Raw genomic sequence first — 24385 nt, 5'->3', positions numbered from 1 at the left:
CCTGCGGCCCCTTTCCCCGGATCAGGAGTATTACATGAAGATGCCATCACTGGGGTTTGGTACCTACCGACTCAAGGGCGATGTATTGCGCAGTGCCCTCGACAGCGCGCTGTCACTCGGTTATCGCCACATTGATACCGCCCAGATTTACGGCAATGAAGCCGATATTGGTGCCGGACTGGCCAGCGCATCGGTTCCCCGCAACCAGATCTATCTCACCACCAAGGTATGGTTTAACGAGTACGCGCAGGGGAGCCTGATACCCAGCCTGGAAAAGAGCCTCGAGCGACTGCAGACCGATCAGGTTGACCTGACCTTGATCCACTGGCCCTCCCCCGCTGATGACGTGCCGATGGCCACGTATCTTGAGCAATTGGCTGAAGCCCGCGAGCGTGGGCTGACGCGGGAGATCGGTGTCTCCAACTTCACCATTGCCCAGCTCGAAGAGGCCATCGACATCCTCGGTGAAGGGGCCATCGCTCACCAGCAGATTGAAGTGCACCCCTTGCTGCAAAATCGCCGCCTGCGCACCGCCTGCGCTGTGCACGACATTGCCGTTACCGCCTATATGCCGCTCGCCTATGGCAAGGTGCTCGCTGAACCCAGTTTGCAGGAGATCGCGGCCCGTCATGCGGTGACGCCGGCCCAGATTGCGCTGGCCTGGCTGCTGCAACAAGAGATGGCAGTGATCCCAAGCTCGACCAACCCGGCGCACCAGAAGGCCAATTTGCAGGCGCAAGGATTAATCCTGAGCGATGAGGAGATGCAAGTGATTGCCGGCCTTGATCGCGGCGTGCGCTGCGCCAATCCCGACTTTTCGCCGAAATGGGACTAAGACACCGAGGTTAATATCACTGTGATAGCTTGATGCGCTGGCACATGACTCTTTCGATGTGCCGGCGCATGGCTCTCCAGAGCTTGCTGACCCTTGCTGCCCACCCGGCAGCAGATAATTGCACCCTGCCCCCTGTGCCATCTGCATCCAAACGCGCATACTGGCCGTTTCAACTACCCAGTCATATCTCACTGCGTATTCAAGGAGTTGTCATGTCCTCTTCCATCATCGTCATCGCCCGTCTGGTGGCGCATCCCCAACACACTGACGCGCTGCGTGCCGCCCTCGATACCCTGATTGCGGCGACGCGCAAAGAGCCGGGTTGCCTTCGCTATGAGCTCAATCAAGATCTGGAAAACCCGGCCGCCTGGGTGATGTACGAGATCTGGCAAAGCCAGGCTGCGCTCGAGGCGCACAATCAAACCGCCCACATGGGCGCGTTCCTGGCTACCGCCAAAGCGTGGTTGCAAGAGGTCGATATCCGCCGTTACCAGCCGGTTTAATCTCCTTACTGACGAGCCTGTTCGAGTGCCGTCAGCTGCGCGACCAAGAGCGGGTTATCTCCCTCTCTGGTGAATCCTTGCAGCACCCCTAACCGGTCAGCAACCGAGCGCTGCTGACCGAGTTTCCAGCGCCCTTCCAGACTCGTCACCGCGATCTCCAGCCCGATAATGCCGCGCTTAAGCGCGGCCAGATAATCAGCCGGCGCATCCTCCACCCGCCATGGCTGTGGCAACTCTCTCTCTTGCAGCTCCGTCAGGGCCATCAGCTGCGCCGCCAGCCACGCAGGGTCATCGACCAATCGTGCCTGCCCACCCAGTTGCACCATGCTGTAAAGCCAGGTCGGCACCACCCGGCCGTGTTCATGCTTGCCGGGATACCAGGTCGGCGTGACATACCCGTTCGCTCCCTGAAAGACCACCAGCACAGGTTTGTCTGTCATGCAGCGCAGGCGAGGATGATTGCGAGCCAAATGCGCACGTAGCCACCAGCCCCCTTGCTCTTCAACCAACACAAACGGGACACAATCTGCCGCGATACCGATCTCACTGGTGGTGATGAGCGTGGCCAGCGGATGAGCACAGATCAGCTCACGCGCCTGCTCGCGCAGTCGCGGTTCAACCTGCTCTAATAACGGTGTCTGCATAACAATTGTCCTTCCACTCATGGCTTGTTGAGCACCATTGTTGTGACAAAATGGCCTGATAAATAGAGCCACATTTAGCAAAGTTATTCAGACCACTATTTCTCATCAGCACAGCAGACAGGGCACTGGTTCATGAGCAGACAGGTAAACATGGTGGAGTTAGCCGCACTGGGCGTGCTTAAGCGTGATGGCCGGCGCATTGTGCCGGCCCTGTGCCAACGACTCAGAGTCCTTATCCGCTCTGGCCAGCTGCAAGCGGGCGATCAGCTCCCCTCCTCACGCCTGCTGGCAATGCAGCTCGGTATCTCGCGAAGCTCTGTCACCAGCGCTTATGAGCAGCTTATCGCCGAAGGTTATCTCGACGCCGAGCACGGCGCTGGAACCCGGGTCTGCCGGGCATTGCCTAACGTGCAAAAGCCAAGCGGCATGGCCATCACCGCCCCCACTCCGGCATTGCCGCCACGCTCTGCATCCTTGGCCGCTGTTGCCAGCGCCTTTAACCCGCTGCCGGCTATCCCGTTTGCCATGGCCGTACCTTGTGGCAAAGTGGCGCCAGATCGCCACTGGCTGAGACTGCGGCAACGGGTATTGGCCAGTCAGCCCGCCCAACTTGGCAGCTATGGCGATCCGCAAGGATTGCCGGCGCTGCGCGAGGCACTGTGTGATTACCTGCGCACCTCGCGGGCGGTGCACTGCGAGCCTGATCAGATCATCCTCACCGAAGGTACCCAGCAGGGCCTCTATGTCGCTGCAATGACGCTGCTTGAACCGGGTCACACGGCGTTGGTTGAAGATCCTGCCTATGGCGGACTGACGGCCCTGCTCACCAGCCTTGGCATCACGATGGCCCACGTGCCGGTGGATGAGCAGGGCATTGATATCGCTCGCGGCGAACAGATGGCGCCCGGCGCACAGGTCGCCTTTGTGACCCCCTCTCACCACTACCCGCTTGGGATGCCGCTCTCCATGCCACGGCGGTTGGCGCTGCTGGCGTGGGCGCAGCGCAACCAAAGCTGGATTGTGGAAGATGACTACGACAGCGAATTGCGCTTTGGCAGTCCGCCTTTTCCGGCTCTGCAAGGCATTGATGGCGAACGGGTTATCTACCTTGGCACATTCAGCAAAGTGCTGGCTCCCTCACTTCGCCTGGGCTATCTGGTGGCGCCGCCGGCGTTGAAACCGGCACTACTCGGTGCCCGCATCCTGCTGGGACGCGGCTCGCCGCTGGCCGAGCAACATGTGCTGGCGGCCTACCTTAAACAGGGCTTTTTTAACGCGCACCTGCGCCGGGTGCGCAGCGTCTATGCCAAAGCGCGCGACAATCTGCTTGCCATGCTAACCGACGCGCTGCCTTGGCTGACGGTGCAACCGTCTGATCAAGGCATGCACCTGCTGCTTTGGCTGCCGCCAGAGATGGACGATGTGGCGATCTGCCGGCAAGCCCTGGCCCGTGGCGTGGCACTGCGCCCGCTCTCCCCCACCTATGCCGAGCCCCATCACGCTCGTGGACTGTTGCTCGGGTTTGGCGGCTTTACCGACGAGCAGATGAGCGCGGCGATCGCTGTGCTGGTTCCCATACTGGAGATGGCCAGAACGCCCCATCGGTGACGGAGATTGATGCTCTTAAATCAATAGTAATTTGCCAATTCAGGCATTTTTAGCAACAACACTTCTCTTCATACTGCGCGGCATTCCAAGACCATTTCCAATGCAACACACGGAGAACTCATGCCGCTTGCCCTCTTTGCGCTAGTCCTGAGCGCCTTTGCCATCGGGACCACCGAATTTGTTATTGTCGGGCTGGTCCCGACCATCGCCGAGCAACTGCAGGTGCCTTTGCCATCTGCCGGTTTGCTGGTCAGTCTCTATGCCCTTGGCGTCGCCGTGGGTGCTCCGGTGCTAACCGCTCTCACCGCCCGCTTGCCGCGTAAATGGCTGTTGGTCGGTCTGATGCTGCTCTTTACCATCGGTAATTTGCTGGCCTGGCAGGCGCCCGATTACACCACGCTGGTGATCGCCCGGGTGGTGACGGGCCTGGCGCACGGCGTGTTTTTCTCCATCGGCTCGACCATTGCAACCGGGCTGGTTGCGCGCGATAAGGCCGCCAGTGCCATCGCCATCATGTTCAGTGGCCTGACCGTGGCGCTGGTGACTGGCGTCCCGCTCGGCACCTGGATTGGCCAACACGTCGGCTGGCGTGAGACCTTCCTCGTCGTCAGCCTGCTCGGCGCCATTGCGCTGGTTGGCAGCCTGCTGCTGATCCCGGCGAATCTGCCCAAAGGGGAAGCGGCCACCTTAGGTGAACAACTGGGCGTGCTGACCCGTCTGCCGCTACTGAAGGTGTATGCCAAGACCGCGCTGGGTTACGGCGGTGCGTTTACGGCCTTTACCTTCCTCGCTCCGATTTTGCAGCAGATCAGCGGTTTTTCGGCCAACGCAGTGAGCCTGGTGCTGCTGGTGTACGGCGTATCGGTGGCAGTGGGCAACATCTGGGGCGGCAAGTTGGCCGACCGACTTGGCCCCATCAAGGCGCTGCGCATCATGTTTTTTGGCCTCGCGGCAGTATTAATGATGCTGCAACTGACGGCGCCGCACGCCATCTTGGTGGTGTTGACCGTGCTGGTCTGGGGGGCGTTTGCGTTTGGTAACGTGCCGGGGCTGCAGCTGCTGGTAGTGCAGGAGGCTCGCCTGCATGCGCCCAAGGCGGTGGATGTGGCATCGGGTCTTAATATCGCGGCATTCAATATCGGGATCGCGATTGGTTCCAGCCTGGGCGGACTCATCGTTAGCCAGTTGGGGCTGATGCACACGCCCTGGATAGGCTCGTTGATCGTCCTGATGGCATTGGGATTGACCTATCTCAGGCCGAGCCAAGGCGCTCTGCTGCCCGTGGAAAGTTAACCAGTAGTAAAGATATGTGACCCGGCGCCCTCTTACCCCCAAGGAAGGTGGGCGCCGTCGGCAACTCACGGTATGCTGGGAAACCGCCGTTGCTGGAGTTGTCCGATGAAGGTTTTGATCGTCTATGCCCATCCCGAGCCACAGAGTTTCAACGGTGCGCTGTTTGACACCGCGATAGATACCCTGGAGGCCGCCGGACATACGGTCATGACCAGCGATCTTTATGCCATGGGGTTTGATCCGGTGTCAGATCGCCGCAATTTCCTCGATATGGGCAACCCGGATTACCTCTCGCTGCGCCATGAGCAGCTGATCGCCAGCGAAACCGACACCTTTGCCGCCGAAATTGATGGTGAGATGGCCAAGTTGGAAGAGGCCGAATTGCTGTTGTTCCAGTTTCCGCTCTGGTGGTTTGGCATGCCTGCCATTCTCAAGGGATGGGTTGACCGGGTCTTTGCCCTCGGCCGTATTCACACGCCGGGATATACCCATCGGGAGGGACGTTTTGCCGGGCGCAAGGCGCTGCTTTCACTCACCACCGGTGAGCCCGCCAGCGCCTTTCATCCGGATGCGCCGTGCGGTGACATGGACACCTTGCTGGCCCCGATTGCCCACGGCATGTTGCACTATGTCGGTTTTGATGTGCTGCAACCGGCCATCTTTCACGCCCCGCAGCAGGTGGCCGAGGCGGTGCGCGATCAGTGGCTCAACGAATGGGCCGCTCGCCTTACCACCGTCGAGCTGGAAACGCCCGTCATCGGCGCCACCCGCTAGCGCCGCTGACCATATAGCGAGGCCGCCATGGCGGTCACTCGCCTGCTAAAGCGCGGCCACTTGCTGCTCAATACGCCCTTTCAGATCGGGATCAAGGCGCAAGGCTCGCGCCAACTCGTCGAGATAACCGTGCTCCATAAAGTGATCCACTTCAATGGCCAGTAACGAGGCAAAATAGAGCTCGGTCGCCTGCTCCATATCTGTTACCTCCCGCGCCAATGCGTGCGGGTCGAGCGCACGGGCCAACTCGCCGTCGATATAGCGGGCCGTATCACGCAGCCCCAACGCACTTAAGTGGTCGCTGATACGCTGTCGCTCAGTTTCATCAATGTGGCCATCGGCGCGGGCAGCAGCAATCATGGCGCGAACCAAGAGCGCAGCGCGCTGATCGAGCGCCTCCCCTTCCAGCGTTGCCAGCGGCTGGGGTGGCGAGCCGCCACCAGCGCCTGCCTGGCCAGCCTGCCAATCCTGATAGAGCTTGAGCGCAAGACCGCCGAGCGCAGCAGCGCCGCCAAGCGCGGCAATCTTGCCAGCGTATTTATTTACCTTGCGATGACCGAGCAGCATACCGAGCGCACCGCCAGCCAGCGCCCCCTGCAACTGACCTTTGCGTTTCTCACCGCCCTGCTCCAGCCAGCCTTTGCCGCTGCCAAGCAGTTGATCGAGTATCTGTTTCATGGCCATCTCCTGTCAGTGTGTACCCCATATTTTCAAACGGGATTTGAATCTGATGTGAATGGCGTTTCGCCCATGATGGGCGCATGCTCAACAGAGTGTGTAAGAGAGCGGCATGCTTGGTTGCCAGCCATCGACAAGAGGAAAAAACATGAGCCCACCCAGAGAGTTAACCCTGCAGTTTCTCGCCGAGCCCTCAGATGTCAACTTCGGTGGCAAGGTGCACGGGGGCATGGTGATGAAGTGGATTGACCAAGCGGGTTATGCCTGCGCCTCAGGCTGGAGCGGCGGCTATGCCGTCACCGTTTACGTGGGCGGCATCCGCTTTATCCACCCCATCCAGATTGGTCAACTGGTCGAAGTGCACGCCCAGGTGATCCACACCGGCACCACCAGCATGCACCTGGCGGTCGATGTCTATAGCCGTCACACTACCGAGCGGGAGCGCTGTAAGACCACCCACTGCATTATCATTTTCGTGGCCATGGATGAGCACGGTAAACCGCGCACCGTGCCAAGCTGGACGCCCCACACCGACGAGCAGAAAAAGCTGGAGCAATACGCCATCCGGCTGGTCGAGCTGCGCGAGCTGATTGACCGGGAGATGCGCCCGCACCTTTAAATGTGCCGGTCCGCACGCCATTGTATTTTCCATCTTGGGCCGCGTCCGGCGGCCCATTATACTGCCCCCCTGATCCCCACCCAAGGATGTCTCATGTCGCTGGAGCAGGCCCCCAAAGAGGTGCAGCTCGCCGTCGATCTGATCGAGCTGCTGGAAAATCACCGTTTACCGCCCGAGCTGGTACTCAAAGCCTTGGCGATTGTCGAACGAGACTACCAGCGCAAAGTCCGCGAGCAGCAACCCTATTGAGGAAAAGGGCCATTAGGAGCCCTTTTCAGACCTTTTATCCATAAAAGCGGGAGAAATCCCAGAAATGACTTGTCAATCTCAAGGTTTTCAGGTCATTACCGTTATTGAAAAGAGAGACTGCCACACTGGCACGGAGCCATGGCTCCGATAATGGCAGCATAACAACCTGATATTGACAGCAAGGTATCCCATGAGATGGATTTTCATGCCCGCCATCCGGCTGGCCAACCACCTTCCCTTCAAGTTCAAGTTCCTGCTCTGGTCGCTGCTGATGCTACTGCCGCTGGCCTATGGCATGGCGACGTTGCTGCAGCGCTTGCAAGATGAAAACCGGCTGGTTGAAGACGAGCTAAGTGGCCTGACTCGCCTTGCTCCGCTTCAGACCCTGGAGCCGGCCCTGCTGCAATACCGCAACTTGGTCAATCAGCACTACTTTGAGCTCAAACCGGCGCCACAAAGCGACGTGGCGTCTGCCCGCGCGGCCGTTGAGCAGGCACTCAACGAGGTGGCACGCAGCGAACAGGGCGCCACCAGCAGTCAGGGCGCGCTGAGCGCCCTGCAACAAGCCTGGCAGGCCTCCCCGACCGCGCTGGCGACCCTTGATGCCAGCCAAGCTAATAACGCCAACGATCGCCTGCTGGCCAACTTGCGCCGGCTCTACAAAAGCATTTCTGCCGACACGGGCCTTATTCAGGACCCTTACCTTGGCACCTACGATATGGTGATCTTCAGCACCGAGCGCCTGCCACAGCTGCGCGATCTGGTCAGTCAGGTGCGTGATCGTGCCGCCACCATTGCCGATTTCGGACTGTTCCAGTCCGATGGCTATGCCAGCCTGCGTTTTCGTATCGATCTTATCAGCGCCTCCCTCGACGAGCTCAAGCAGGATCTCGACCTGCTCTATCAGATGGAGCCCGGCTATCGCAATCGTCTCGGCCAGCAGAGTGATGCCACCGTTGCCAAGCTGCGCGCCGGTATCGAGGTGTTGGAAAACAAGCTGATGAAAGATCAGCAGGTGCAACTCTCTCCGGCGGAGGTACTTAGCTTAGGTGACGAGATGAATCAGGCGCTGGCGGAACTGAATCAGCAGGCGGTCAGCCTGCTCAAGCAAGATCTGCAAACACGTCACGACGCCAACCTCTCCCAGTTCTGGCTCATCATCGGCATGTTGCTATTGGTGCTGGCGGTCTACCTCTATCTGATGATCGGGGCTTATATTTCGCTGCAAGAGACCGTAGGCAACATTCGCCGCATCGCCGCCCGCGTCAACAGCCGTGACCTGAGCCAGCAGGTACAGGTGACCGGTAACGACGAGCTGGCCGCGATCAGCCGCGATTACAACGTGACCCTCGGCACCTTGCGCGAGCTGATGACCAAGATGCAGAGCAACGGCATGGAAGTCGCCGACAGCGCCGGCAATATCGAGCAGCGCACGACGGGCTCTTTGGCGGTGATCCAGGGCCAGCAGGATGAAACCCATCTGGTCGCCACCGCCGTCAAGCAGCTGGCGGCGACGTCGCAAGAGATGGGCAACCACGCCCAGCAAGCAGCGCAGATGACCCAGCAGACCCAGCAAGTGGTCAATGCCGGCGAAGCGGTGCTCGATCGCACCATCAACGCCATCGGCTTTATCGACCGGGAAGTATCCGGCTCGGCCCAGACCATCGCTGAGCTGGAAGAGAAATGCACCCGCATTGGCGGCGTCATTGACGTGATCCGCGCCATCGCCGAGCAGACTAATCTGCTGGCACTCAATGCGGCCATCGAGGCGGCGCGGGCCGGTGAGCAGGGCCGCGGCTTTGCCGTGGTGGCCGATGAAGTGCGCTCTTTGGCAGGACGCACCCAAAGCTCGACGGTTGAGATCCAGCGCATGATTGAAGAGCTGCAAAATGAAGCGCGCCGCTCGGTCGATGCCATGAGCGGTGCCCGTAGCCAGGCCGGCAATGGCGTGGCGCTGGCACAAGAGGCCAAGCAGGCCTTTGCCAGCATCACCGATAAGGTTGATCGGATGGTCGAGAGCAACCACGTGATTGCCAGCGCCATTGAAGAGCAGGTCAGCGTGGTGGCCGAGATTGAACGCAACGTGGTGCGCATCTCTGATGGCAGTGATGAAGCGCTGACGGTCGCGGCCGATGCCCGCAATGCCGCCAGCCATATTCGCAGTTTGAGCGATCAGCTACGCGATGTGGTGCAAAGCTTCCGACTCTGATAGCAACCGATAGCAAAACGGCACCCGAGGGTGCCGCTTTCATTTGCGCTGCGCCTTATTCCTCTTCGAGGTAGGCGTAACCTTGCAGACCGAGCTCCAGCTCGTCGAGCAGCGCCTTGCGGGCGTCGTCGCCCAGGGCCAGCTTATGAGCGATCTGGTGGTAGTTTTCACGAATGACCGACGGGTCGATGTTCACATAACGCAGCAGCTGGTCGACGGTGTCGCCACGCACCACGTTACGGATATCCATCTCACCTTGCTCATCGAGCCACACTTCTGCGCAGTGCGTATCACCGAACAGGTTGTGCAGGTCACCGAGGATCTCCTGATATGCGCCCACCAGGAAGAAGCCGATGTGGCAATCTTCGTTGTCGGCATACTCCGGCATCGGCAGGGTGGTTTCTACGCCAAGACCATCGACGTAGTGCTCCACCTGACCGTCGGAGTCACAGGTGATGTCCATCAGGATACCGCGACGGGTCAGCGGACGATCGAGACCGGTGAGCGGCAATACCGGGAACACCTGACCGATACCCCAGGCATCCGGCAGCGACTGGAACAGGGAGAAGTTGGCAAAGCACTTGTCTGCCAGCTGTTCGCTCAGCTTGTCGGCCAGATCGCGGTGGTTGCGGTTGACCGGGTTGAGGCGCTCCTTGATGGCCAGGCTGATGTTCTGGTGCAGGCTCTCGGCCCAGGCACGCTGCTCAAGATTGAGCAGACCCATGGTGTACTGGGTGTTGACGTCGGCCAGATCGGCGTGGGAGTCGTGGAAGATCTCCAGCAGGGAAGGATCTTCCCCGTGCAGGTCCTGCCAGCTCTGCCACATGTTGCGCAGGATGGTCGGATCTTCCTCGCCCGGCGCGCCGATATCACTCATGCTCACCCCTTCGGCACCGATCACATTGGTGACCAGTACGGCGTGGTGGGCAGTCAGGGCACGGCCCGACTCGCTGATGATGGTCGGATGCGGCAGGTCGAACTCGCGGCACACATCGCCGATGCCCCACACCACGTTGTTGGCGTATTCGGAGAGGCTGTAGTTGGCCGAGCAGTGGCTCTGGGAACGGGTCCCTTCGTAGTCCACCCCCAGACCGCCGCCCACGTCGACGATGGTGACATTGGCACCCAGACGACGCAGCTCGGCATAGAAGCGGCCACATTCGCGCACACCGCCCTGGATGTCGCGGATATTGGCAATCTGCGAGCCGAGGTGGAAGTGCAGCAACTCGAGGCAATCGAGCTTGCCGATGTGACGCAGCTTCTCGACCAGCTTGAGGATCTGGCTGGCGCTCAGGCCAAACTTGGACATGGCACCGCCGCTCGACTCCCACATACCCGAGCCGGTAGAGGCCAGACGGGCACGCACGCCGATGTGCGGACGAATGTTGAGACGGGCAGACTCTTCGAGCACCATGTCGAGCTCGGAGGGCTTTTCAACAACGATCACCACCTTGTGGCCCATCAGGTTACCGAGCAGCGCATGACGCACGTACTCCCGATCCTTGTAGCCGTTGCAGACGATCACTGATCCCTGCTCGTGATGATGAGACAGCACCGCCAGAAGCTCGGGCTTGGAGCCGGCTTCGAGACCGAGACGCGGCTTGTCGGTGTAGGCGGAGCTGATGGTCTCGATAACGCGACGCTGCTGGTTCACCTTAATCGGGTAAACGCACAGGTAGTCACCCTCGTAACCTGATTTTTCGATAGCCTGGCCAAACGCATTGAACAGGGCATCGACCCGACTCTTGAGAATGTCGGGGAAGCGCAGGAGAACGGGGGTGGTCAGGCCGGCCTGACGCAGTTGTTCGATAGCGTCAGAGATGACGATCTTGGCTTCGGGACGCGACTTGTCGGGGGCCACGGTGACGTGACCGGCCTCGTTGATACCGAAGAAACCGGCTCCCCAGTAGGGGACGTTATAGACCTTCAGAGAGTCCTTGCTGGACCAGTTAGTCATGGGCTATGCCTCGCTAATGAGCGGCTTGCGCCGCCTTCGTTACCCTCGATCACATCCAGACCATTTGCGGCAAGCCAAGGCTGCCTGGTGGATTTTGGGAAGTAACGAGTCTTGATGTGGGGCTGGTGGCTTTACATCAAGCTCAACAGTATGCGGGGGATACGTTAGACGTATTCCGCGACGCTTTGATGGCGACAGCTAGTTGCCACGCTGCCAACTCATCCTTTGGCCGCAGAAGCGAAGACCAGGGTGGTTTCAGGGAGTGGGACGAGACACCGGCGCATCGGGATGATGAACCGGAAACGACACCACAGCACGCCTGTCGTCGATGACCGCCCATGACAAGGGAAAAGTGTGAGCCGCGTCGCTCAATCGGTCACCGCACATCGTTGCGTGTATGCTGCTCTCCCTGCTACCGGCGACGCCGGTACGAAAGAAACCAAAACTCCTGCAGTGTCTGGCGTTTCTGCATGCCTCGCCCGTGAGGGCGCATGACCCGCAACCGGGACCATTCAGGGTCGCCAAGGCGTTGGATCGGCGCGGAGTTTACACACAGAGTTGGCCCAGTGACAATAGAAAAAATGCTCAAAAATGACCTTTGATCAACTGCGTCAAAACCGGCAATTGTCCCTGCCAGAAGGGGGGATGCAAACAGCTCACGGTGGGGTGTTCCTGCGCGCTGAATAGAATGCCAAACGCCGATTTCAGCGCGTTGAACAAGGCAGCGCCGGCCATACGCTGATGATAGAACCAGATGCGCCCATAGCCATCAACCTGCAGTAGCGGCTTGTCGTGATGCTGGGGCCAGAAAAAATCGACGCTGCAAAGGCGTTCCCCCCGATTGAGCTGGCAGGCCGGCGCCTCGCGCTGCCACTGCCGGATCCAGTCAAGCAGGCTCAGTACGGCCTCTTCATCCAGTTCGTGTTGCTGCAACTGGTGCTGAAACACTGAATAGTCCATAACGCCTCCTTGCATAAATTGTCATAAGTGAAGCGTCAGGCTAGCAACAGTGATAGCCGCAGCATCCTGCTCCAGCGCAAAAAAACATCACTTTTTTTCTTGTGCTCCCCACTCGGCATCCGACAGCACTGCGTCAGTTTCAGGTTGTTGAAATGTTATCTGGCTTCGAATCTTCTTCACAAACCCTGTTCTGGGACAAAGATTTTGGCCGTGATCCTGCTCACAATGCACGCTCCGTTGTAACCGTTGAGTTTTGCCATGACTTCCGTTGTCGACCGCTTTTTGCACTATGTCTCCTTTCATACCCGCTCCGATGCCGACTCCACCAGCTGCCCGAGCACGCCCGGCCAGCGTGTGCTTGGTCAAGCGCTGGCACGCGAGCTGAGCGATCTGGGTCTTCGTGACGTGACGCTCGATGAGAACGGCTACCTCACCGCGCTGCTCCCCGGCAACGTCAGCGAGGCACCGGCGATAGGTCTGATTGCACACATGGACACGGCCGATTACGAAGCTCGTAACGTGCAACCGCAGATCGTCGAGAACTATCAGGGCGGCGACGTCTGTCTTGGCAAGGGGGATGAAGTGCTCTCTCTGCGCCAGTTCCGCTTTCTGAAAAACTACCTGGGGCACGATCTTATCACCACCGATGGGACCACCTTGCTCGGCGCCGATGACAAGGCCGGTATTGCCGAGATCATCACCTGCGTCGAGACCCTGCTGGCCAACCCCGACATGCCCCGAGGCGATCTCTGGATTGGTTTTACCCCGGATGAAGAGATTGGCCGTGGTGCCGACCGCTTCCCGCTCGATCGCTTCAAGGCGCGCTGGGCCTACACCGTCGATGGCGGCGAGCAAGGTGAGCTGGAGTTTGAAAACTTCAACGCCGCCAGTGCCACCGTTCGCTTTATCGGCAACAACGTGCACCCGGGCAGCGCCAAAAACACCATGATCAACAGCCAGACACTGGCCGCTCAGTTCCACACCTTCCTGCCTGCCGATGAAACCCCGGAGTGCACCGAAGGCTACGAGGGCTTTTTCCACCTGACCCACAGCAGTGGCACGGTGGAAGAGACCACCCTGCACTACATCATCCGCGACTTCGACGAAGCCGGTTTTGCTGCGCGCAAGGCGCTGCTTGAAGATCGGGTGACCGAGCTGCGCCGCCGCTACCGCGATGCCCGCATCGAGCTCACCATCACCGACAGCTATCGCAATATGCGCAGCCAGGTCGAGCCGCATCTGCACATCATCGAGCTGGCCCGTCAGGCCATGGTTGAGTCTGATGTGCAGCCCAAGGTGACGCCGATCCGTGGTGGCACTGACGGCGCACGCCTCTCGTTTATGGGGCTGCCCTGCCCGAACCTGTTTACCGGTGGCCACAATTTCCACGGCAAGCACGAGTTCATCTCAATCCAGGTGATGGAAAAAGCGGTGCAAACCTTGGTCAATCTGGTGCGTCTGACCGCCGACTGGCGCGGCTAAGACACCATTTCGTCATCTATCTGACCCGCTACTGTCACAGTGGCGGGTCACTCTGGGCGCATCTTGCAAGGAGCTGCGCCCATGTTCAGTGTTGATGCCATCCTCGCCGATCACCTGCCTCGGCTTCCCTTCCCGACCCTGCTGCGACCGCTACTGCGCAGCTTGCTGCACGAATCAGAGTTCCGGCGCTTTGCCAGCGACTTTCCGCACCTGCGCGGTATGGACTTTGTCGAGCAGGCGCTGTGCCATCTCGAGCTCGATTGCCAGCATGATGATGCCCAGCTGGAAAACGTACCGGCGCGCGGGCGCGTCATTCTGGTCGCCAACCATCCGATTGGCTCACTGGATGGACTGGCGCTGTTGCGCCTGGTCGGACGATTACGCGGCGATGTGAAAATCGTGGCCAATCAACTGCTCTCGGTGATCGAGCCACTGCAACCTCTGCTGCTACCCGTGGACAACCTCAGCGGCAAAACCGGCCGTGAGGCGCTGCGCGCCATGGGCGAGCACCTCGAGCGCGAGGGCGCACTGATCGTGTTTCCAGCCGGTGAAGTGTCCCGCCTTGGCCCGAATGGCATCAGGGATGGCCGCTGGAGCCCGGGCTTTATCAAGCTGGCACGGCGCACCAACGCGCCACTGGTGCCGCTGCACGTCGCCGGGCGCAACAGCAGTCACTTCTATCTCGCCTCTTGGCTGAGTAAACCCCTCTCCGGCCTGCTGCTGGTTGATGAGCTGTTTCGCCAGCGCCAGCGCAGTCTGACCATCACCATCGGTCGGCGCCTGCAACGCGATGCGCTCGACGCCCTGCCCCCGCCACTGGCAGCCAAGCTGGTGCGCGAGCATGTCTATCGCATTGGTCGCGGTAAAAAGCCGCGCCTGCCCACCGATACGCCGATCGCGCTGCCCGAAGATCGCACTCGCCTTAACCGGGCGATCAACCAAAGCGAACTGCTCGGGCTTACCCCCGATGGCCAGGAGATCCGACTCTATCGTCGCCAAGACAGTGAGCACAGCCCGATATTGCGTGAATTGGGTCGATTGCGGGAGGTGGCGTTTCGCGCCGTGGGCGAAGGCACCGGCAAGCGGCGCGATCTCGATGGCTTTGATGACCACTATCAGCATCTGCTGCTGTGGGATCCCAAAGCGCTGGAAATTATCGGCGCCTACCGCTTTGCTGCGGTCTCTGAGCTGATGACCCTCAAGGGGGAACAGGGACTCTACTGTCACGGCCTGTTTCACTTCGCGCCGGCCATGGCGCCAAAACTGCAGCAAGCCGTCGAGCTTGGCCGCAGCTTTATCCAGCCCGCCTACTGGGGCAAGCGTGGCCTCGATTATCTCTGGTATGGTATTGGCGCCGTGCTGGCCCGCCACCCGGAATATCGCTATCTCTACGGACCGGTCTCTATCTCTGGCACGCTGCCAGCCTCGGCGCGAGATCTGCTGGTCAGTTTTTTCCAGCGCCATTTTGGCAGCAGTGAATCGCTGGCCGCAGCCCACCGCCCCTATCCGCAACCACAGCCACACCCAAGTCGAACCACAGTGCCGCCACTGGCCGCCGTGGATTACCGCGAGGAGCTTGCTACCCTCAAGGGGCAACTCGACAATCTGGGCTGCGCCATTCCCACCCTCTACAAGCAGTATGCCGATCTGTGCGAGCCGGGCGGCGTACAGTTTCTCGATTTTGGCGTTGATCCGGATTTTGGCTACTGCGTCGATGGTCTGGTGTGGGTCGATCTGCATGCGCTCAAGCAGAGCAAATATCAGCGCTATATTGCGCCGCACCTGGCGCGCCCTACCGAGCTTGCCAGCTAACACCAGCCATAAAATCAACAGGGATGGCCTTCGCCATCCCTCTCTTTTTGCCTGCCCTATTAATGGGATTGCCGGTCGCTGTGGCCAAGATCCCGATCTGGCGCGATGATATCGCGCACTCTTTGCTTAATCTCTTTGGCCTCGGGGAAGCCCTCATCGACCACCCGATCCCACACCTGTACCCCATCGACCAGGATGCGAAACTCCCCCTTGCTGGCCGGCACCAGTGCCACTTCACCAAGCTCACCGTCAAAGGTTGAGAGCAGCTCTTGTGCGAGCCAAGCCGCGCGCAGCATCCAGCGGCACAGGGTGCAATAACGGATCTCAATCCTTGGCTTCATTTCGACACTCCATGAAAATCATTGAGCCACAGACGGGCAATATCACGCATCACCGCCAGCGGCAGTTCATGCACGCCACTGCGATGACGGGTTTCGGCCAGCTGGCGGACCCCTTCGATGATCTCGGCCAGCACCAGATAAACATATTCACCGATGACGGCGCCGTGGACAAAGTTGACCGCCTCACCACGGTTGAGCAGATAGATGACGCTGCCGTCGGGACGGGTTAATTGCAGCACCCGATCGCAAATCTCAACACTTGGCCATTTCAGCTCACTGAGCGTAAACGCGAACTCGTCATCGGCCGAGGTGACGGACGCCAGCATGGCGCCCGGGCGTAGCAGCAACAGATCTTGCTGGCTCAATACGCCATTGCCCGTGGAGCTGATGACCAGCTCGGCGCGCGACAGCGCCGTCTCTTTATCCACCAGATGAAAGCCGTGCGACAGGGCTTCGACTTGGCGCAGCGGGCAGGTTTCGACCAGATCGAGCCACAGGTTGCGACTGCGCAGCTCCAGCGCAATGCTGCGCCCCACCTTGCCATAACCGAATAACGCCGCCTGACAGGCGTTGAACGTCCGGTTCAGACCACGCGCTAACGACTCGGCCGAGTAAACGACGCTGAGCCCGATTTGCACGTCTTCAGCCTGCTTGAGCGGACTGCGCGCCACCGAGATAACCGGTGCCGGCACCGGCCCTTCCAGATAGCGCTGATGGCCATTTTCGGTCATCTCCACCACGCCGAGAAAACGCTCGCCGAAGTGTTGCTGCAAGGCAGGTAAAAGCGTGGCGAAGTAACCACCGATATCCAGGATCACCAGCCGCTCATGCTCCTTCATAAGCTGACTTATCCGTGGCAGCGCCAACGCCGGATCCACCGTCCAGCGGCGATCGAGCTCCACCACCGGATATTGGCGACTGACACGCTCGAGCGTGGCCGCATGTATCGACTTCGGCTTGGGCAAAATCGCCCCGATGCGCCCGATCCGAGCCAGCGTCTCGATAAAAAGAGGACGATCTGGCAGCAGGTGAGTCACCAGCAGAATGCAGAGGTCCTGTATGTGGCCTTGAGCGGTGAAATGGCCGAAAAATTGACGCTCGGATCCTTGACTGCGCAACGATAGCCTCCTTGAGTGCGCACAACGACAGGATCAAGTAGACCCGGGACAGCGCCCGGGTCTACTTAGGTCCGTAATAAGACCCTGTTTTATATGAAACCATTGAGCGGCTCAATCGGTATCTGCGAGCTTTGTCACAAAGCTCGCAATAATAACTCTATCCGATTGTTATTTAAGCGGTTTCAATACAATGACTCAGTAGGCCAAACCGCCCAGAGGCTGACGCCAATTCCGGCTGCCCCCACCACAATCAGCACCGCCCAACGCCGCCAAACCGGTTGGTTGCGCAGCAGCAAATCGAGTGCCACGAGAATCCAGGTTGGCAGCAGTACCTTGAGCGGCACTTCGACATACTGCCAGGCCAGCAGTTGCATCATGGCAAGCGCCGCGGCAAAGCCGGCCGAGGAGACCGGACCGCTGACCAGCGCACGCAATGCCGCCAGACCAGCCAGCGCCGCCAGAGCGCCACTGAGCTGGGCAATCAGCAAACTGCCATCAATGCCGATGACCAGCGCCAGCCACAGAAATGCCAGAGCAAACCCCAGCCCTTCCGGCGTATCCCCCAGCGCACGCAGCACGCCATAAGCCAGGATGGCAGGCAGCACCAGTAAGGCCGCCTCTGGCGCCGTGGAAAGCAGTGAACCAGTGGCCACCCCACCGAGCAGCAGGGTCAGCACTGCATACCCTCCCCACTCGATGCGATGGTTAGCTTGCAAGCCAAACAGGGCCGGCAGCAAGAGCGCTGGCAGCCATTGCCACGCCTTAGCGGGCCAGGCGTAAGGCTCAAGCCACTGGGCTACGCCCAGCATCGCCAACGCGGCAAACAGCCACTGCCATCGCGGCCAACGCCAGGAGAGCAGCACGGCCAGAAGCGGCAGTGCTGCACTTTGTAACAGCAGTTGAACACCCATTAGCGGCGCACACCTTCCACGAACAGGGACAGTGTCATCTCGTCAGGGATGTTCGGAATCATGTATTTCACGCCAAAATCGCTGCGCTTGATGGTGGTGGTGGCGTTAAAGCCGCTGCGATAGCCGCCCCACGGATCTTTGCCCTCGCCCACGTGAACCAGATTGAAGGCCACTTCCTTGCTGACACCGTGCATGGTCAAGGTACCCTTGAGCACACCCTTCTCTTTGGAGCCTTCATAGGCAGTGCTGCTAAAGGTGATCTTGGGGAAGCTCTTCACATCCAGAAAATCGGGGCTGCGCAGGTGCTTGTCACGGGGTTCGTGGTTGGAGTCGACGCTGGCGGCATCCACTTCAAAGCTGGCCTTGGCGGCAGCCGGGTTGGCATCATCCACAGAGAAGTTGCCAGAGAATTTATCAAAACGACCTACCAGCTCGGAAAAGCCCAGGTGACCGATCTTGAACTGGACGGTGGTGTGAGCCGGATCCACATCATAGTCAGCGGCCATGACGGCAGTGGAGCTCAGCAGGGCAGCGGCCAGCAGGGTGTGTTTCAGCTTAATCATCAAGGGTTCCTCAGGGGGGTTGGAAGAAGCCAAGATGTTAGCCTTGCGTTAACTCATGATAATCAGCGATTCTATAAATATATTATCAACTGAGGGTGGAAAATGGATCAGCTCTCGGCAATGCGAACCTTTATCAAAGTGGTTGAATCGCAGAGCTTTACCAAGGCGGCGCAGCAGCTTGGCATCTCGGTCGCCATGACCTCCAAGCAGATGTTGCAACTCGAAGAGTCGCTGGCCACCCGTCTGCTGTCACGCACCACCCGGCGGGTGCACCCCACCGAAGCGGGGCAGTTTTACTACCAGCGCTGCGTGGCATTGCTGGCTGAACTTGAAGAGACCCACAGCCAACTGACCCAACAGAGTCAGCAGCCGCAGGGGACCTTGCGTCTCACGGTACCGATGGACTTTGGTTATCTGCACCTGGCCCCTTCCCTGCCCGCCTTTCGCGAGCAATACCCGGATCTGACACTGGATATCGAATACAGCGATCGCCGTGTTGCACTGGTCGAAGAGGGGTTTGATCTGGCACTGCGGATCGGCACCTTGCCCGACTCCTCGCTGGTCGCAAGGCCACTGGCACAAATGGAGATCCTGCTCTGCGCCAGCCCCGACTATCTGGCGCGCCGCGGTACGCCAGAGAGCCCGGATGAGCTGCGCCATCACGACTGCCTGCTCTACACGTTAAGCCCGCTGGAGTGGACGCTCGAGTGTGAAGGCGAGCGAGTCAGCGTGCGCCCGCAAGGGCCGCTCAAGGCCAACAATGGCGTGGCGCTGACCCGCGCCGCCATTGATGGCATGGGCATCATACTGCAGCCGACCTTTATCGTCGGTGATGCGCTGCGAAGCGGCGAGCTGGTGCGCATTTTGCCAACGTGGCATCGCGATCCGGTGCGCCTGCATGCCATCTATCCCCATCGTCGCTTCGTCTCGGCCAAGGTGCGGCGCTTTATCGAGTTTGTCGAGCAGCGTTTTTCGGCGCCTTACTACTGGGATGCGGGTCTTATCTAGTTCAGTGACCTAATTCACCCCTATTTCATGGCATAATTTGTTATCGGTCATGGAATCAGGCGGCGTGAATCACTACCCTTTTGCGCCCAAGACAAACGTTTTACATTGGTTTTAGCAGGAGTCCGATGCAACACGCCATCCCCCTTACCCGCCATCAACCGCTGCAAGATGCCCAGACACTGGCCGAGCAGTTGGGGATCGATCCCCGTTTTGTCCTCCCTTACGGCCGGCACAAAGCCAAGCTGGATCCGGCCCTGTTGCGCCAACCGGCCATCGAGAAAGGCAAACTGGTGCTGGTCAGCGCCATCACCCCGACGCCGTTTGGCGAAGGGAAAACGGTCACCACGCTCGGACTTTCGATGGGGCTTAACCATATCGGTCATCCGGCCATTGCCTGTATCCGCCAGCCAAGCCTTGGGCCGGTATTCGGGGTCAAGGGGGGCGCCGCCGGTGGCGGTCGCGCTCAGGTGCTGCCGATGGAAGAGATGAACCTGCATCTGACCGGGGATTTTCATGCCGTCACGGCCGCCCACAATTTGGCGGCCGCAGCGCTCGATGCCCGTCTGTTTCATGAGCAGAAACTGGGGGAAGCCTTTACCGAGCGCACCGGATTGGCGCGCCTTGAGATTGCCCGCATCCTCTGGCCACGCGCCATGGACATGAATGATCGGGCGCTGCGCCATGTCACCATTGGCCAGGGCGGCGCCGAAGATGGCGTGGAGAGAGCCGAGCATTTCGTGATCACTGCGGCCTCCGAGCTGATGGCAATCTTGGCGCTGGCCACGGATTTGCAGGATCTGCGCCGGCGTATTGGCCGCATTCGATTGGCCGAGCGGGTTGACGGCAGCCTCATCACCGCAGACGACCTCGAAGTGGCCGGCGCCATGACGGTACTGCTGAAAGAGGCGCTCGCCCCCACCCTGCTGCAGACCACCGAGCAGACCCCGGTGCTGGTGCATGCCGGCCCGTTTGCCAATATTGCCCACGGTAACTCATCGGTGATCGCCGATCGCATCGCCCTGCGCCACGCCGATTATGTGGTGACCGAGGCCGGCTTTGGCTCCGACATGGGGCTGGAGAAGTTCTTCAATATCAAGCAGCGCCAAAGCGGTCTGCAACCCTCCTGCGTCGTGCTGGTTGCGACCGTGCGCGGTATCAAGGCCAACAGCGGCGCCTTTAGCTTCAAACCCGGCCAACCGCTGCCGACCAACTTGACCGAGCCCAATGCCGAGCTGCTGGCCAAAGGATGCGAAAATCTCTGCTGGCACATCGCCAACGCGCGTCGCTACGGCGTGCCGGTGGTTGTGGCATTGAACCGTTTCCCCGATGACACCGCCGATGAGCTCGACGAGGTGCTGTTTATCGCCCGTCGTCATGGAGCCATTGCAGCGACCGTATCAGAAGCCTTTGCCCGCGGTGGCGAAGGCGCGGCCGAGCTGGCTCGCGCTGTGGTTGATGCCTGTCAGCAGCCCGGTGAGGTCACCGAGCTCTATCCAGACAACGCTACGCTTATGGAAAAACTCGAGACCATTGCGCGAGTCGGCTACGGGGCCGCTGGCGTTACCTTAAGCGAGCAGGCCACTACTGAGCTTGTAAAGCTGGAGCGCGAGGGGCTTAGCCACTTGCCGCTGTGCATGGCCAAAACGCCGCTCTCCATCAGTCATGACCCCATGCTCAAGGGGGTGCCCAGCGGCTTTACCCTGCCCATCGCGTCGCTGGTCGCCTGCACCGGCGCCGGATTTATCTATGCTCTGTGCGGCCCCATCATGACCATGCCAGGTCTTGGCAGCCTACCGGCTTATCGCCATATCGACATTGACGAGCACGGTGAGATTATCGGTTTGCAGTAGCACACTAGCTCTGCAACGACAACGGCCCCGCACTGTGCGGGGCCGTTGTTTATGGCAAACGCTATCGCCAAGACTTAGCGAGGCGCGCGCAAACCGGCTAAAAACTCCGAGCGCGTCGCCGGCTGGGTTTTAAAGACGCCCCCCAGGGAGGTGGTGGTGGTGGCAGAATTGGCATCCATCACGCCCCGCGCTTTGACGCAGTAGTGGGTGGCGGTCATGCTGATGGCCACATCCTGAGTGCCAAGCAGGGTCTGCAGTGCCAGCAAGATCTGCTGGGTCAGCCGCTCTTGCACCTGCGGGCGACGGGCAAAAAACTGCACGATGCGATTGATCTTGGACAAACCAATCACCTTGCCACGGGGGATGTAAGCCACATGAGCCAGGCCATCGATGGTCACGAAGTGGTGCTCGCAGGTGCTGGTGAGGGTGATATCACGCACCAGGATCATCTCATCGACCTGCATCTTGTTCTCGATCACCGTCACCTTGGGGAAGTTGGCGTAATCGAGGCCGGCAAAGATCTCGCCGACGAACATTTTGGCAATGCGATGAGGCGTTTCGGCCAGGCTGTCATCACTTAAATCCAGCTCAAGCACTTCCATAATGGCACGCATGTGCTCTTCGATTTTCTGGCGTTTTTCACCCTGCCCCAGGCCATTGGGGGACAATGGGGTTTCCAGTCCCTGTGCCACCAGGGCATCACGGACCAGACGGGCGTGGGGACTCAGGTCACTCATGGTTCACTCTCTTTTCTTCATTATTAGAGCCAGCTCGGCCCATAGTAGAAGCGCGAAGCCAGCAGATTGCAAGGGACAAGCACCCTTGATCGCCCGCAATATCCGGACAACTTCTGACCCTATGCGCGCCATGCTGGCCAATGATTGATACCGAGTGCTCCATCACCCTGCCCATTTGCGACCATTTTTGGGATAATCCGCCCTTCTCCACGCGTGTCATCACCAGAAGGAGGACCCCATGGGTCATCAGTCACTGCGTCCCCTCGAGTGCGCCTTGCGCGACATGCTCGCCTCACTCACCCCGCTGGACGGACAAGAAATCGTGCCGCTGGCAGACAGTCTTGGCCGGGTGCTGGCCAGCGCCATCATCTCCCCCATGGCCGTCCCGCCCTTTGATAACTCGGCCATGGACGGCTACGCCCTGCGCGCAGCCGATCTGCAACATCGCAGCACCCTCACCTTACAAGGTCGTGCCCTGGCCGGCCACCCGCTGCAGGACGGCGATGCGTGCCAGAGCGGTCAGTGCGTGCGGATCATGACCGGCGCCGCGCTGCCTGCCGGCGCTGACTGCGTGATCATGCAAGAAGAGACCGAGGTCAATGGCGATGAGGTGACGTTCACCAAGCCGGCACGTCTGGGTCAAAACGTGCGCCGCCGTGGTGAAGACATTGAGGAAGGGGCCGAGGTGCTGCCCGCAGGCCTGCGACTGACTGCGCGGGAGTTGCCCCTGCTGGCCTCCCTTGGGATTGCCGAAGTGGCCGTGCGCCGCCGCCCGCGTGTGGCGTTACTGAGCACCGGTGATGAGCTCAAGATGGTGGGCGAGCCGCTGGCCCACGGCGAAATTTACGACTCCAACCGTTATGGCGTGCGCGCCATGCTCGAGCGCCTCGGCATCGAGCTGCTCGATCTTGGCATTATTCCCGACGATCCGGCGGCGCTGCGTCACGCGTTTTTGCATGCCAGCGAGCAGGCTGATGCCCTCATCACCTCGGGCGGCGTGTCAGTGGGGGATGCCGATTACACCAAACAGCTGCTTGAAGAGCAGGGCGAGATCGGTTTTTGGAAACTGGCCATCAAGCCCGGCAAGCCGTTTGCGTTTGGCCGCCTTGGCAAGGCGTGGTTCTTTGGCTTGCCCGGGAACCCGGTCTCGGCCATGGTGACCTTTGATCAGCTGGTGCGTCCCGCGCTGGCAACCTTGGCCGGAGAGACCCTCAAGGCGCCACTGCGCCTGAGTGCCACCGCCGCCACCGCCCTTAAAAAGGCGCCGGGCCGCCTCGATTTTCAACGCGGGATCGTGGAGAACACCGCCAGCGGTCTGGTGGTACGCAGCACCGGATCGCAAGATTCGGGCGTGTTTAGCTCGCTCTCCAAGGCCAACTGCTACATCGTGCTGGAGCAAGATCGCGGCCGGGTAGAAGCCGGTGAAACCGTCACGGTTGAGCTGTTTGGGAGCATGTTGCTGTGAGCGAGATCCTCTCGGATGCCGAGCTGCTACGCTACAACCGCCAGATCATCTTGAAATCGTTCGATTTTGAGGGACAAGAGGCGCTCAAGCAGGCCCGGGTTCTGGTCATTGGCTGCGGTGGTTTAGGCTGCGCCGCCGCCCAATATCTGGCGCTCGCCGGTGTCGGTCACCTCACCTTGGTCGATTACGACAAGGTCGAGCTCTCCAACCTGCAGCGTCAGGTGCTGCACACTGATGAGCGCATTGGCCAGAGTAAGGTGGACTCCGCCGCCACGGCCCTGCGTGCCCTCAACCCGCACCTGACCATCACGACCCACTGCCAGGGCGCCGACGAGTCGCTCCTCGATGCGCTGCTGCCCACTCATCAGCTGATCCTCGATTGCAGCGATAACCTCTCGACCCGTAATTTGCTTAACCGCCGCGCACGGGCCCACAAGGTCCCGCTGGTGAGCGGCGCGGCGATCCGCTTTGAAGGTCAGGTATGCAGCTTTCAGTGGCGCCAGGGCGAGCCTTGCTACGAGTGCTTAAGTCAGCTGTTTGGCGAGCAGGCGCTCACCTGCGTCGAAGCCGGCATCATGGCGCCGGTGGTGGGCATGGTCGGTAGTTTACAGGCGCTCGAAGCCATCAAACTGCTCTCGGGCTGCGGCGAGCCGCTCACCCACCGCATGCTATTGATTGACGGGCTGACCGGCCAGTTTCGTGCTCTGCGTCTGCCCCGCCGTCCAGGCTGTCCCGGCTGCTCGGATTAACGCCCCCAAGCCCGGCCAAG

23 protein-coding genes are annotated in these 24385 nt (G+C 60.1%); 14 read left to right on the top strand and 9 right to left on the bottom strand.

Annotation, left to right across the window (positions count from 1 at the left end):
- The first annotated feature begins 34 nt into the window (after positions 1 to 34).
- On the top strand, positions 35 to 835 hold the full coding sequence (gene dkgB / locus BW958_RS03710) for a 2,5-didehydrogluconate reductase DkgB (RefSeq protein ID WP_076574384.1): 801 nt from the start codon (positions 35 to 37) through the stop codon (positions 833 to 835).
- Between the two features lie 212 nt (positions 836 to 1047).
- On the top strand, positions 1048 to 1338 hold the full coding sequence (locus BW958_RS03705) for a putative quinol monooxygenase (protein ID WP_076574383.1): 291 nt from the start codon (positions 1048 to 1050) through the stop codon (positions 1336 to 1338).
- 5 nt (positions 1339 to 1343) lie between these two features.
- Here BW958_RS03705 and BW958_RS03700 read toward each other — a convergent pair whose 3' ends face one another.
- Complete coding sequence (locus BW958_RS03700) at positions 1344 to 1982, bottom strand: FMN-binding negative transcriptional regulator (protein WP_076574382.1); 639 nt, start codon at positions 1980 to 1982, stop codon at positions 1344 to 1346.
- A 132-nt stretch (positions 1983 to 2114) separates the two neighbouring features.
- Between BW958_RS03700 and BW958_RS03695 the strand changes: the two genes are divergently transcribed.
- The 3 genes from BW958_RS03695 to BW958_RS03685 all read left to right on the top strand — a co-directional run bounded on the left by BW958_RS03695 (position 2115) and on the right by BW958_RS03685 (position 5657).
- Positions 2115 to 3590: a MocR-like pyridoxine biosynthesis transcription factor PdxR gene (locus BW958_RS03695; RefSeq protein WP_076574381.1), complete on the top strand. Its 1476-nt coding sequence runs from the start codon at positions 2115 to 2117 to the stop codon at positions 3588 to 3590.
- 120 nt (positions 3591 to 3710) lie between these two features.
- Positions 3711 to 4883 carry an MFS transporter gene (locus BW958_RS03690; protein ID WP_076574380.1) on the top strand — a complete coding sequence of 391 codons (1173 nt, stop codon included), beginning with the start codon at positions 3711 to 3713 and terminating at the stop codon, positions 4881 to 4883.
- Positions 4884 to 4988: 105 nt separating this feature from the next.
- Positions 4989 to 5657, top strand: a complete 669-nt coding sequence (locus tag BW958_RS03685; RefSeq protein ID WP_076574379.1) for an NAD(P)H-dependent oxidoreductase — start codon at positions 4989 to 4991, stop codon at positions 5655 to 5657.
- 45 nt (positions 5658 to 5702) lie between these two features.
- On the opposite strand, the gene BW958_RS03680 is transcribed toward BW958_RS03685, so the two are convergent.
- A complete protein-coding gene (locus BW958_RS03680) occupies positions 5703 to 6335 on the bottom strand; it encodes a tellurite resistance TerB family protein (RefSeq protein ID WP_076574378.1) in 633 nt (210 codons plus the stop codon).
- A 148-nt stretch (positions 6336 to 6483) separates the two neighbouring features.
- On the opposite strand from BW958_RS03680, the gene BW958_RS03675 reads away from it, so the two are divergent.
- The 3 genes from BW958_RS03675 to BW958_RS03665 all read left to right on the top strand — a co-directional run bounded on the left by BW958_RS03675 (position 6484) and on the right by BW958_RS03665 (position 9412).
- Positions 6484 to 6954: an acyl-CoA thioesterase gene (locus BW958_RS03675; RefSeq protein ID WP_076574377.1), complete on the top strand. Its 471-nt coding sequence runs from the start codon at positions 6484 to 6486 to the stop codon at positions 6952 to 6954.
- A 93-nt stretch (positions 6955 to 7047) separates the two neighbouring features.
- Positions 7048 to 7203: a pleiotropic regulatory protein RsmS gene (rsmS, locus tag BW958_RS03670; RefSeq protein WP_076574376.1), complete on the top strand. Its 156-nt coding sequence runs from the start codon at positions 7048 to 7050 to the stop codon at positions 7201 to 7203.
- A gap of 190 nt (positions 7204 to 7393) precedes the next feature.
- Positions 7394 to 9412, top strand: a complete 2019-nt coding sequence (locus tag BW958_RS03665) for a methyl-accepting chemotaxis protein (protein WP_076574375.1) — start codon at positions 7394 to 7396, stop codon at positions 9410 to 9412.
- 55 nt (positions 9413 to 9467) lie between these two features.
- On the opposite strand, the gene speA is transcribed toward BW958_RS03665, so the two are convergent.
- Positions 9468 to 11369, bottom strand: coding sequence for a biosynthetic arginine decarboxylase (gene speA / locus BW958_RS03660; protein WP_076574374.1), 1902 nt, complete (start codon positions 11367 to 11369; stop codon positions 9468 to 9470).
- Between the two features lie 585 nt (positions 11370 to 11954).
- On the bottom strand, positions 11955 to 12329 hold the full coding sequence (locus tag BW958_RS03655) for a hypothetical protein (RefSeq protein ID WP_076574373.1): 375 nt from the start codon (positions 12327 to 12329) through the stop codon (positions 11955 to 11957).
- A 258-nt stretch (positions 12330 to 12587) separates the two neighbouring features.
- Here BW958_RS03655 and pepT point away from each other — a divergent pair, with 258 nt between their 5' ends.
- Complete coding sequence (gene pepT / locus BW958_RS03650; RefSeq protein ID WP_076574372.1) at positions 12588 to 13811, top strand: peptidase T; 1224 nt, start codon at positions 12588 to 12590, stop codon at positions 13809 to 13811.
- Positions 13812 to 13892: 81 nt separating this feature from the next.
- A complete protein-coding gene (locus tag BW958_RS03645) occupies positions 13893 to 15623 on the top strand; it encodes a bifunctional ornithine lipid synthase OlsF (RefSeq protein ID WP_076574371.1) in 1731 nt (576 codons plus the stop codon).
- Between the two features lie 59 nt (positions 15624 to 15682).
- Here the strand turns inward: BW958_RS03645 and BW958_RS03640 are convergent, their stop codons facing one another.
- The 4 genes from BW958_RS03640 to BW958_RS03625 all read right to left on the bottom strand — a co-directional run bounded on the left by BW958_RS03640 (position 15683) and on the right by BW958_RS03625 (position 18556).
- Positions 15683 to 15964, bottom strand: coding sequence for an Rdx family protein (locus BW958_RS03640; protein WP_076574370.1), 282 nt, complete (start codon positions 15962 to 15964; stop codon positions 15683 to 15685).
- Positions 15961 to 17082 carry an adenosylhomocysteinase gene (locus BW958_RS03635; RefSeq protein WP_076574369.1) on the bottom strand — a complete coding sequence of 374 codons (1122 nt, stop codon included), beginning with the start codon at positions 17080 to 17082 and terminating at the stop codon, positions 15961 to 15963. The genes BW958_RS03640 and BW958_RS03635 overlap by 4 nt, the downstream gene beginning before the upstream one ends.
- A gap of 182 nt (positions 17083 to 17264) precedes the next feature.
- Positions 17265 to 17993: a hypothetical protein gene (locus tag BW958_RS03630; protein WP_076574368.1), complete on the bottom strand. Its 729-nt coding sequence runs from the start codon at positions 17991 to 17993 to the stop codon at positions 17265 to 17267.
- Positions 17993 to 18556, bottom strand: a complete 564-nt coding sequence (locus BW958_RS03625) for a YceI family protein (RefSeq protein ID WP_372628918.1) — start codon at positions 18554 to 18556, stop codon at positions 17993 to 17995. Before BW958_RS03625 ends, BW958_RS03630 begins: the two co-directional genes overlap by 1 nt.
- Positions 18557 to 18658: 102 nt before the next feature.
- On the opposite strand from BW958_RS03625, the gene BW958_RS03620 reads away from it, so the two are divergent.
- Complete coding sequence (locus BW958_RS03620; RefSeq protein ID WP_076574367.1) at positions 18659 to 19564, top strand: LysR family transcriptional regulator; 906 nt, start codon at positions 18659 to 18661, stop codon at positions 19562 to 19564.
- Between the two features lie 125 nt (positions 19565 to 19689).
- Positions 19690 to 21414 carry a formate--tetrahydrofolate ligase gene (locus tag BW958_RS03615; protein WP_076574366.1) on the top strand — a complete coding sequence of 575 codons (1725 nt, stop codon included), beginning with the start codon at positions 19690 to 19692 and terminating at the stop codon, positions 21412 to 21414.
- A gap of 74 nt (positions 21415 to 21488) precedes the next feature.
- On the opposite strand, the gene folE is transcribed toward BW958_RS03615, so the two are convergent.
- On the bottom strand, positions 21489 to 22151 hold the full coding sequence (gene folE / locus BW958_RS03610) for a GTP cyclohydrolase I FolE (protein ID WP_076574365.1): 663 nt from the start codon (positions 22149 to 22151) through the stop codon (positions 21489 to 21491).
- Positions 22152 to 22389: 238 nt separating this feature from the next.
- On the opposite strand from folE, the gene moeA reads away from it, so the two are divergent.
- The gene (gene moeA, locus BW958_RS03605) at positions 22390 to 23616 is read left to right on the top strand and encodes a molybdopterin molybdotransferase MoeA (RefSeq protein ID WP_076574364.1); all 1227 of its coding nucleotides are present in this window, start codon (positions 22390 to 22392) and stop codon (positions 23614 to 23616) included.
- Positions 23613 to 24365: a molybdopterin-synthase adenylyltransferase MoeB gene (locus BW958_RS03600; RefSeq protein WP_076574363.1), complete on the top strand. Its 753-nt coding sequence runs from the start codon at positions 23613 to 23615 to the stop codon at positions 24363 to 24365. The genes moeA and BW958_RS03600 overlap by 4 nt, the downstream gene beginning before the upstream one ends.
- The last annotated feature ends 20 nt before the right edge of the window (positions 24366 to 24385 follow it).

This window comes from Aeromonas sp. RU39B (assembly GCF_900156095.1).
Taxonomy (GTDB): Bacteria; Pseudomonadota; Gammaproteobacteria; order Enterobacterales; family Aeromonadaceae; genus Aeromonas.
Note: the sequence above shows the minus strand (reverse complement) of the source record. Positions and strands in the feature narration are given on the sequence as shown.

Coding starts and splice junctions, on each gene's coding strand:
- dkgB (WP_076574384.1), top strand. CDS start 35: ATGAAGATGCCATCACTGGGGTTTGGTACCTACCGACTCAAGGGCGAT.
- BW958_RS03705 (WP_076574383.1), top strand. CDS start 1,048: ATGTCCTCTTCCATCATCGTCATCGCCCGTCTGGTGGCGCATCCCCAA.
- BW958_RS03700 (WP_076574382.1), bottom strand. CDS start 1,982: ATGCAGACACCGTTATTAGAGCAGGTTGAACCGCGACTGCGCGAGCAG.
- BW958_RS03695 (WP_076574381.1), top strand. CDS start 2,115: ATGAGCAGACAGGTAAACATGGTGGAGTTAGCCGCACTGGGCGTGCTT.
- BW958_RS03690 (WP_076574380.1), top strand. CDS start 3,711: ATGCCGCTTGCCCTCTTTGCGCTAGTCCTGAGCGCCTTTGCCATCGGG.
- BW958_RS03685 (WP_076574379.1), top strand. CDS start 4,989: ATGAAGGTTTTGATCGTCTATGCCCATCCCGAGCCACAGAGTTTCAAC.
- BW958_RS03680 (WP_076574378.1), bottom strand. CDS start 6,335: ATGAAACAGATACTCGATCAACTGCTTGGCAGCGGCAAAGGCTGGCTG.
- BW958_RS03675 (WP_076574377.1), top strand. CDS start 6,484: ATGAGCCCACCCAGAGAGTTAACCCTGCAGTTTCTCGCCGAGCCCTCA.
- rsmS (WP_076574376.1), top strand. CDS start 7,048: ATGTCGCTGGAGCAGGCCCCCAAAGAGGTGCAGCTCGCCGTCGATCTG.
- BW958_RS03665 (WP_076574375.1), top strand. CDS start 7,394: ATGAGATGGATTTTCATGCCCGCCATCCGGCTGGCCAACCACCTTCCC.
- speA (WP_076574374.1), bottom strand. CDS start 11,369: ATGACTAACTGGTCCAGCAAGGACTCTCTGAAGGTCTATAACGTCCCC.
- BW958_RS03655 (WP_076574373.1), bottom strand. CDS start 12,329: ATGGACTATTCAGTGTTTCAGCACCAGTTGCAGCAACACGAACTGGAT.
- pepT (WP_076574372.1), top strand. CDS start 12,588: ATGACTTCCGTTGTCGACCGCTTTTTGCACTATGTCTCCTTTCATACC.
- BW958_RS03645 (WP_076574371.1), top strand. CDS start 13,893: ATGTTCAGTGTTGATGCCATCCTCGCCGATCACCTGCCTCGGCTTCCC.
- BW958_RS03640 (WP_076574370.1), bottom strand. CDS start 15,964: ATGAAGCCAAGGATTGAGATCCGTTATTGCACCCTGTGCCGCTGGATG.
- BW958_RS03630 (WP_076574368.1), bottom strand. CDS start 17,993: ATGGGTGTTCAACTGCTGTTACAAAGTGCAGCACTGCCGCTTCTGGCC.
- BW958_RS03625 (WP_372628918.1), bottom strand. CDS start 18,556: ATGATTAAGCTGAAACACACCCTGCTGGCCGCTGCCCTGCTGAGCTCC.
- BW958_RS03620 (WP_076574367.1), top strand. CDS start 18,659: ATGGATCAGCTCTCGGCAATGCGAACCTTTATCAAAGTGGTTGAATCG.
- BW958_RS03615 (WP_076574366.1), top strand. CDS start 19,690: ATGCAACACGCCATCCCCCTTACCCGCCATCAACCGCTGCAAGATGCC.
- folE (WP_076574365.1), bottom strand. CDS start 22,151: ATGAGTGACCTGAGTCCCCACGCCCGTCTGGTCCGTGATGCCCTGGTG.
- moeA (WP_076574364.1), top strand. CDS start 22,390: ATGGGTCATCAGTCACTGCGTCCCCTCGAGTGCGCCTTGCGCGACATG.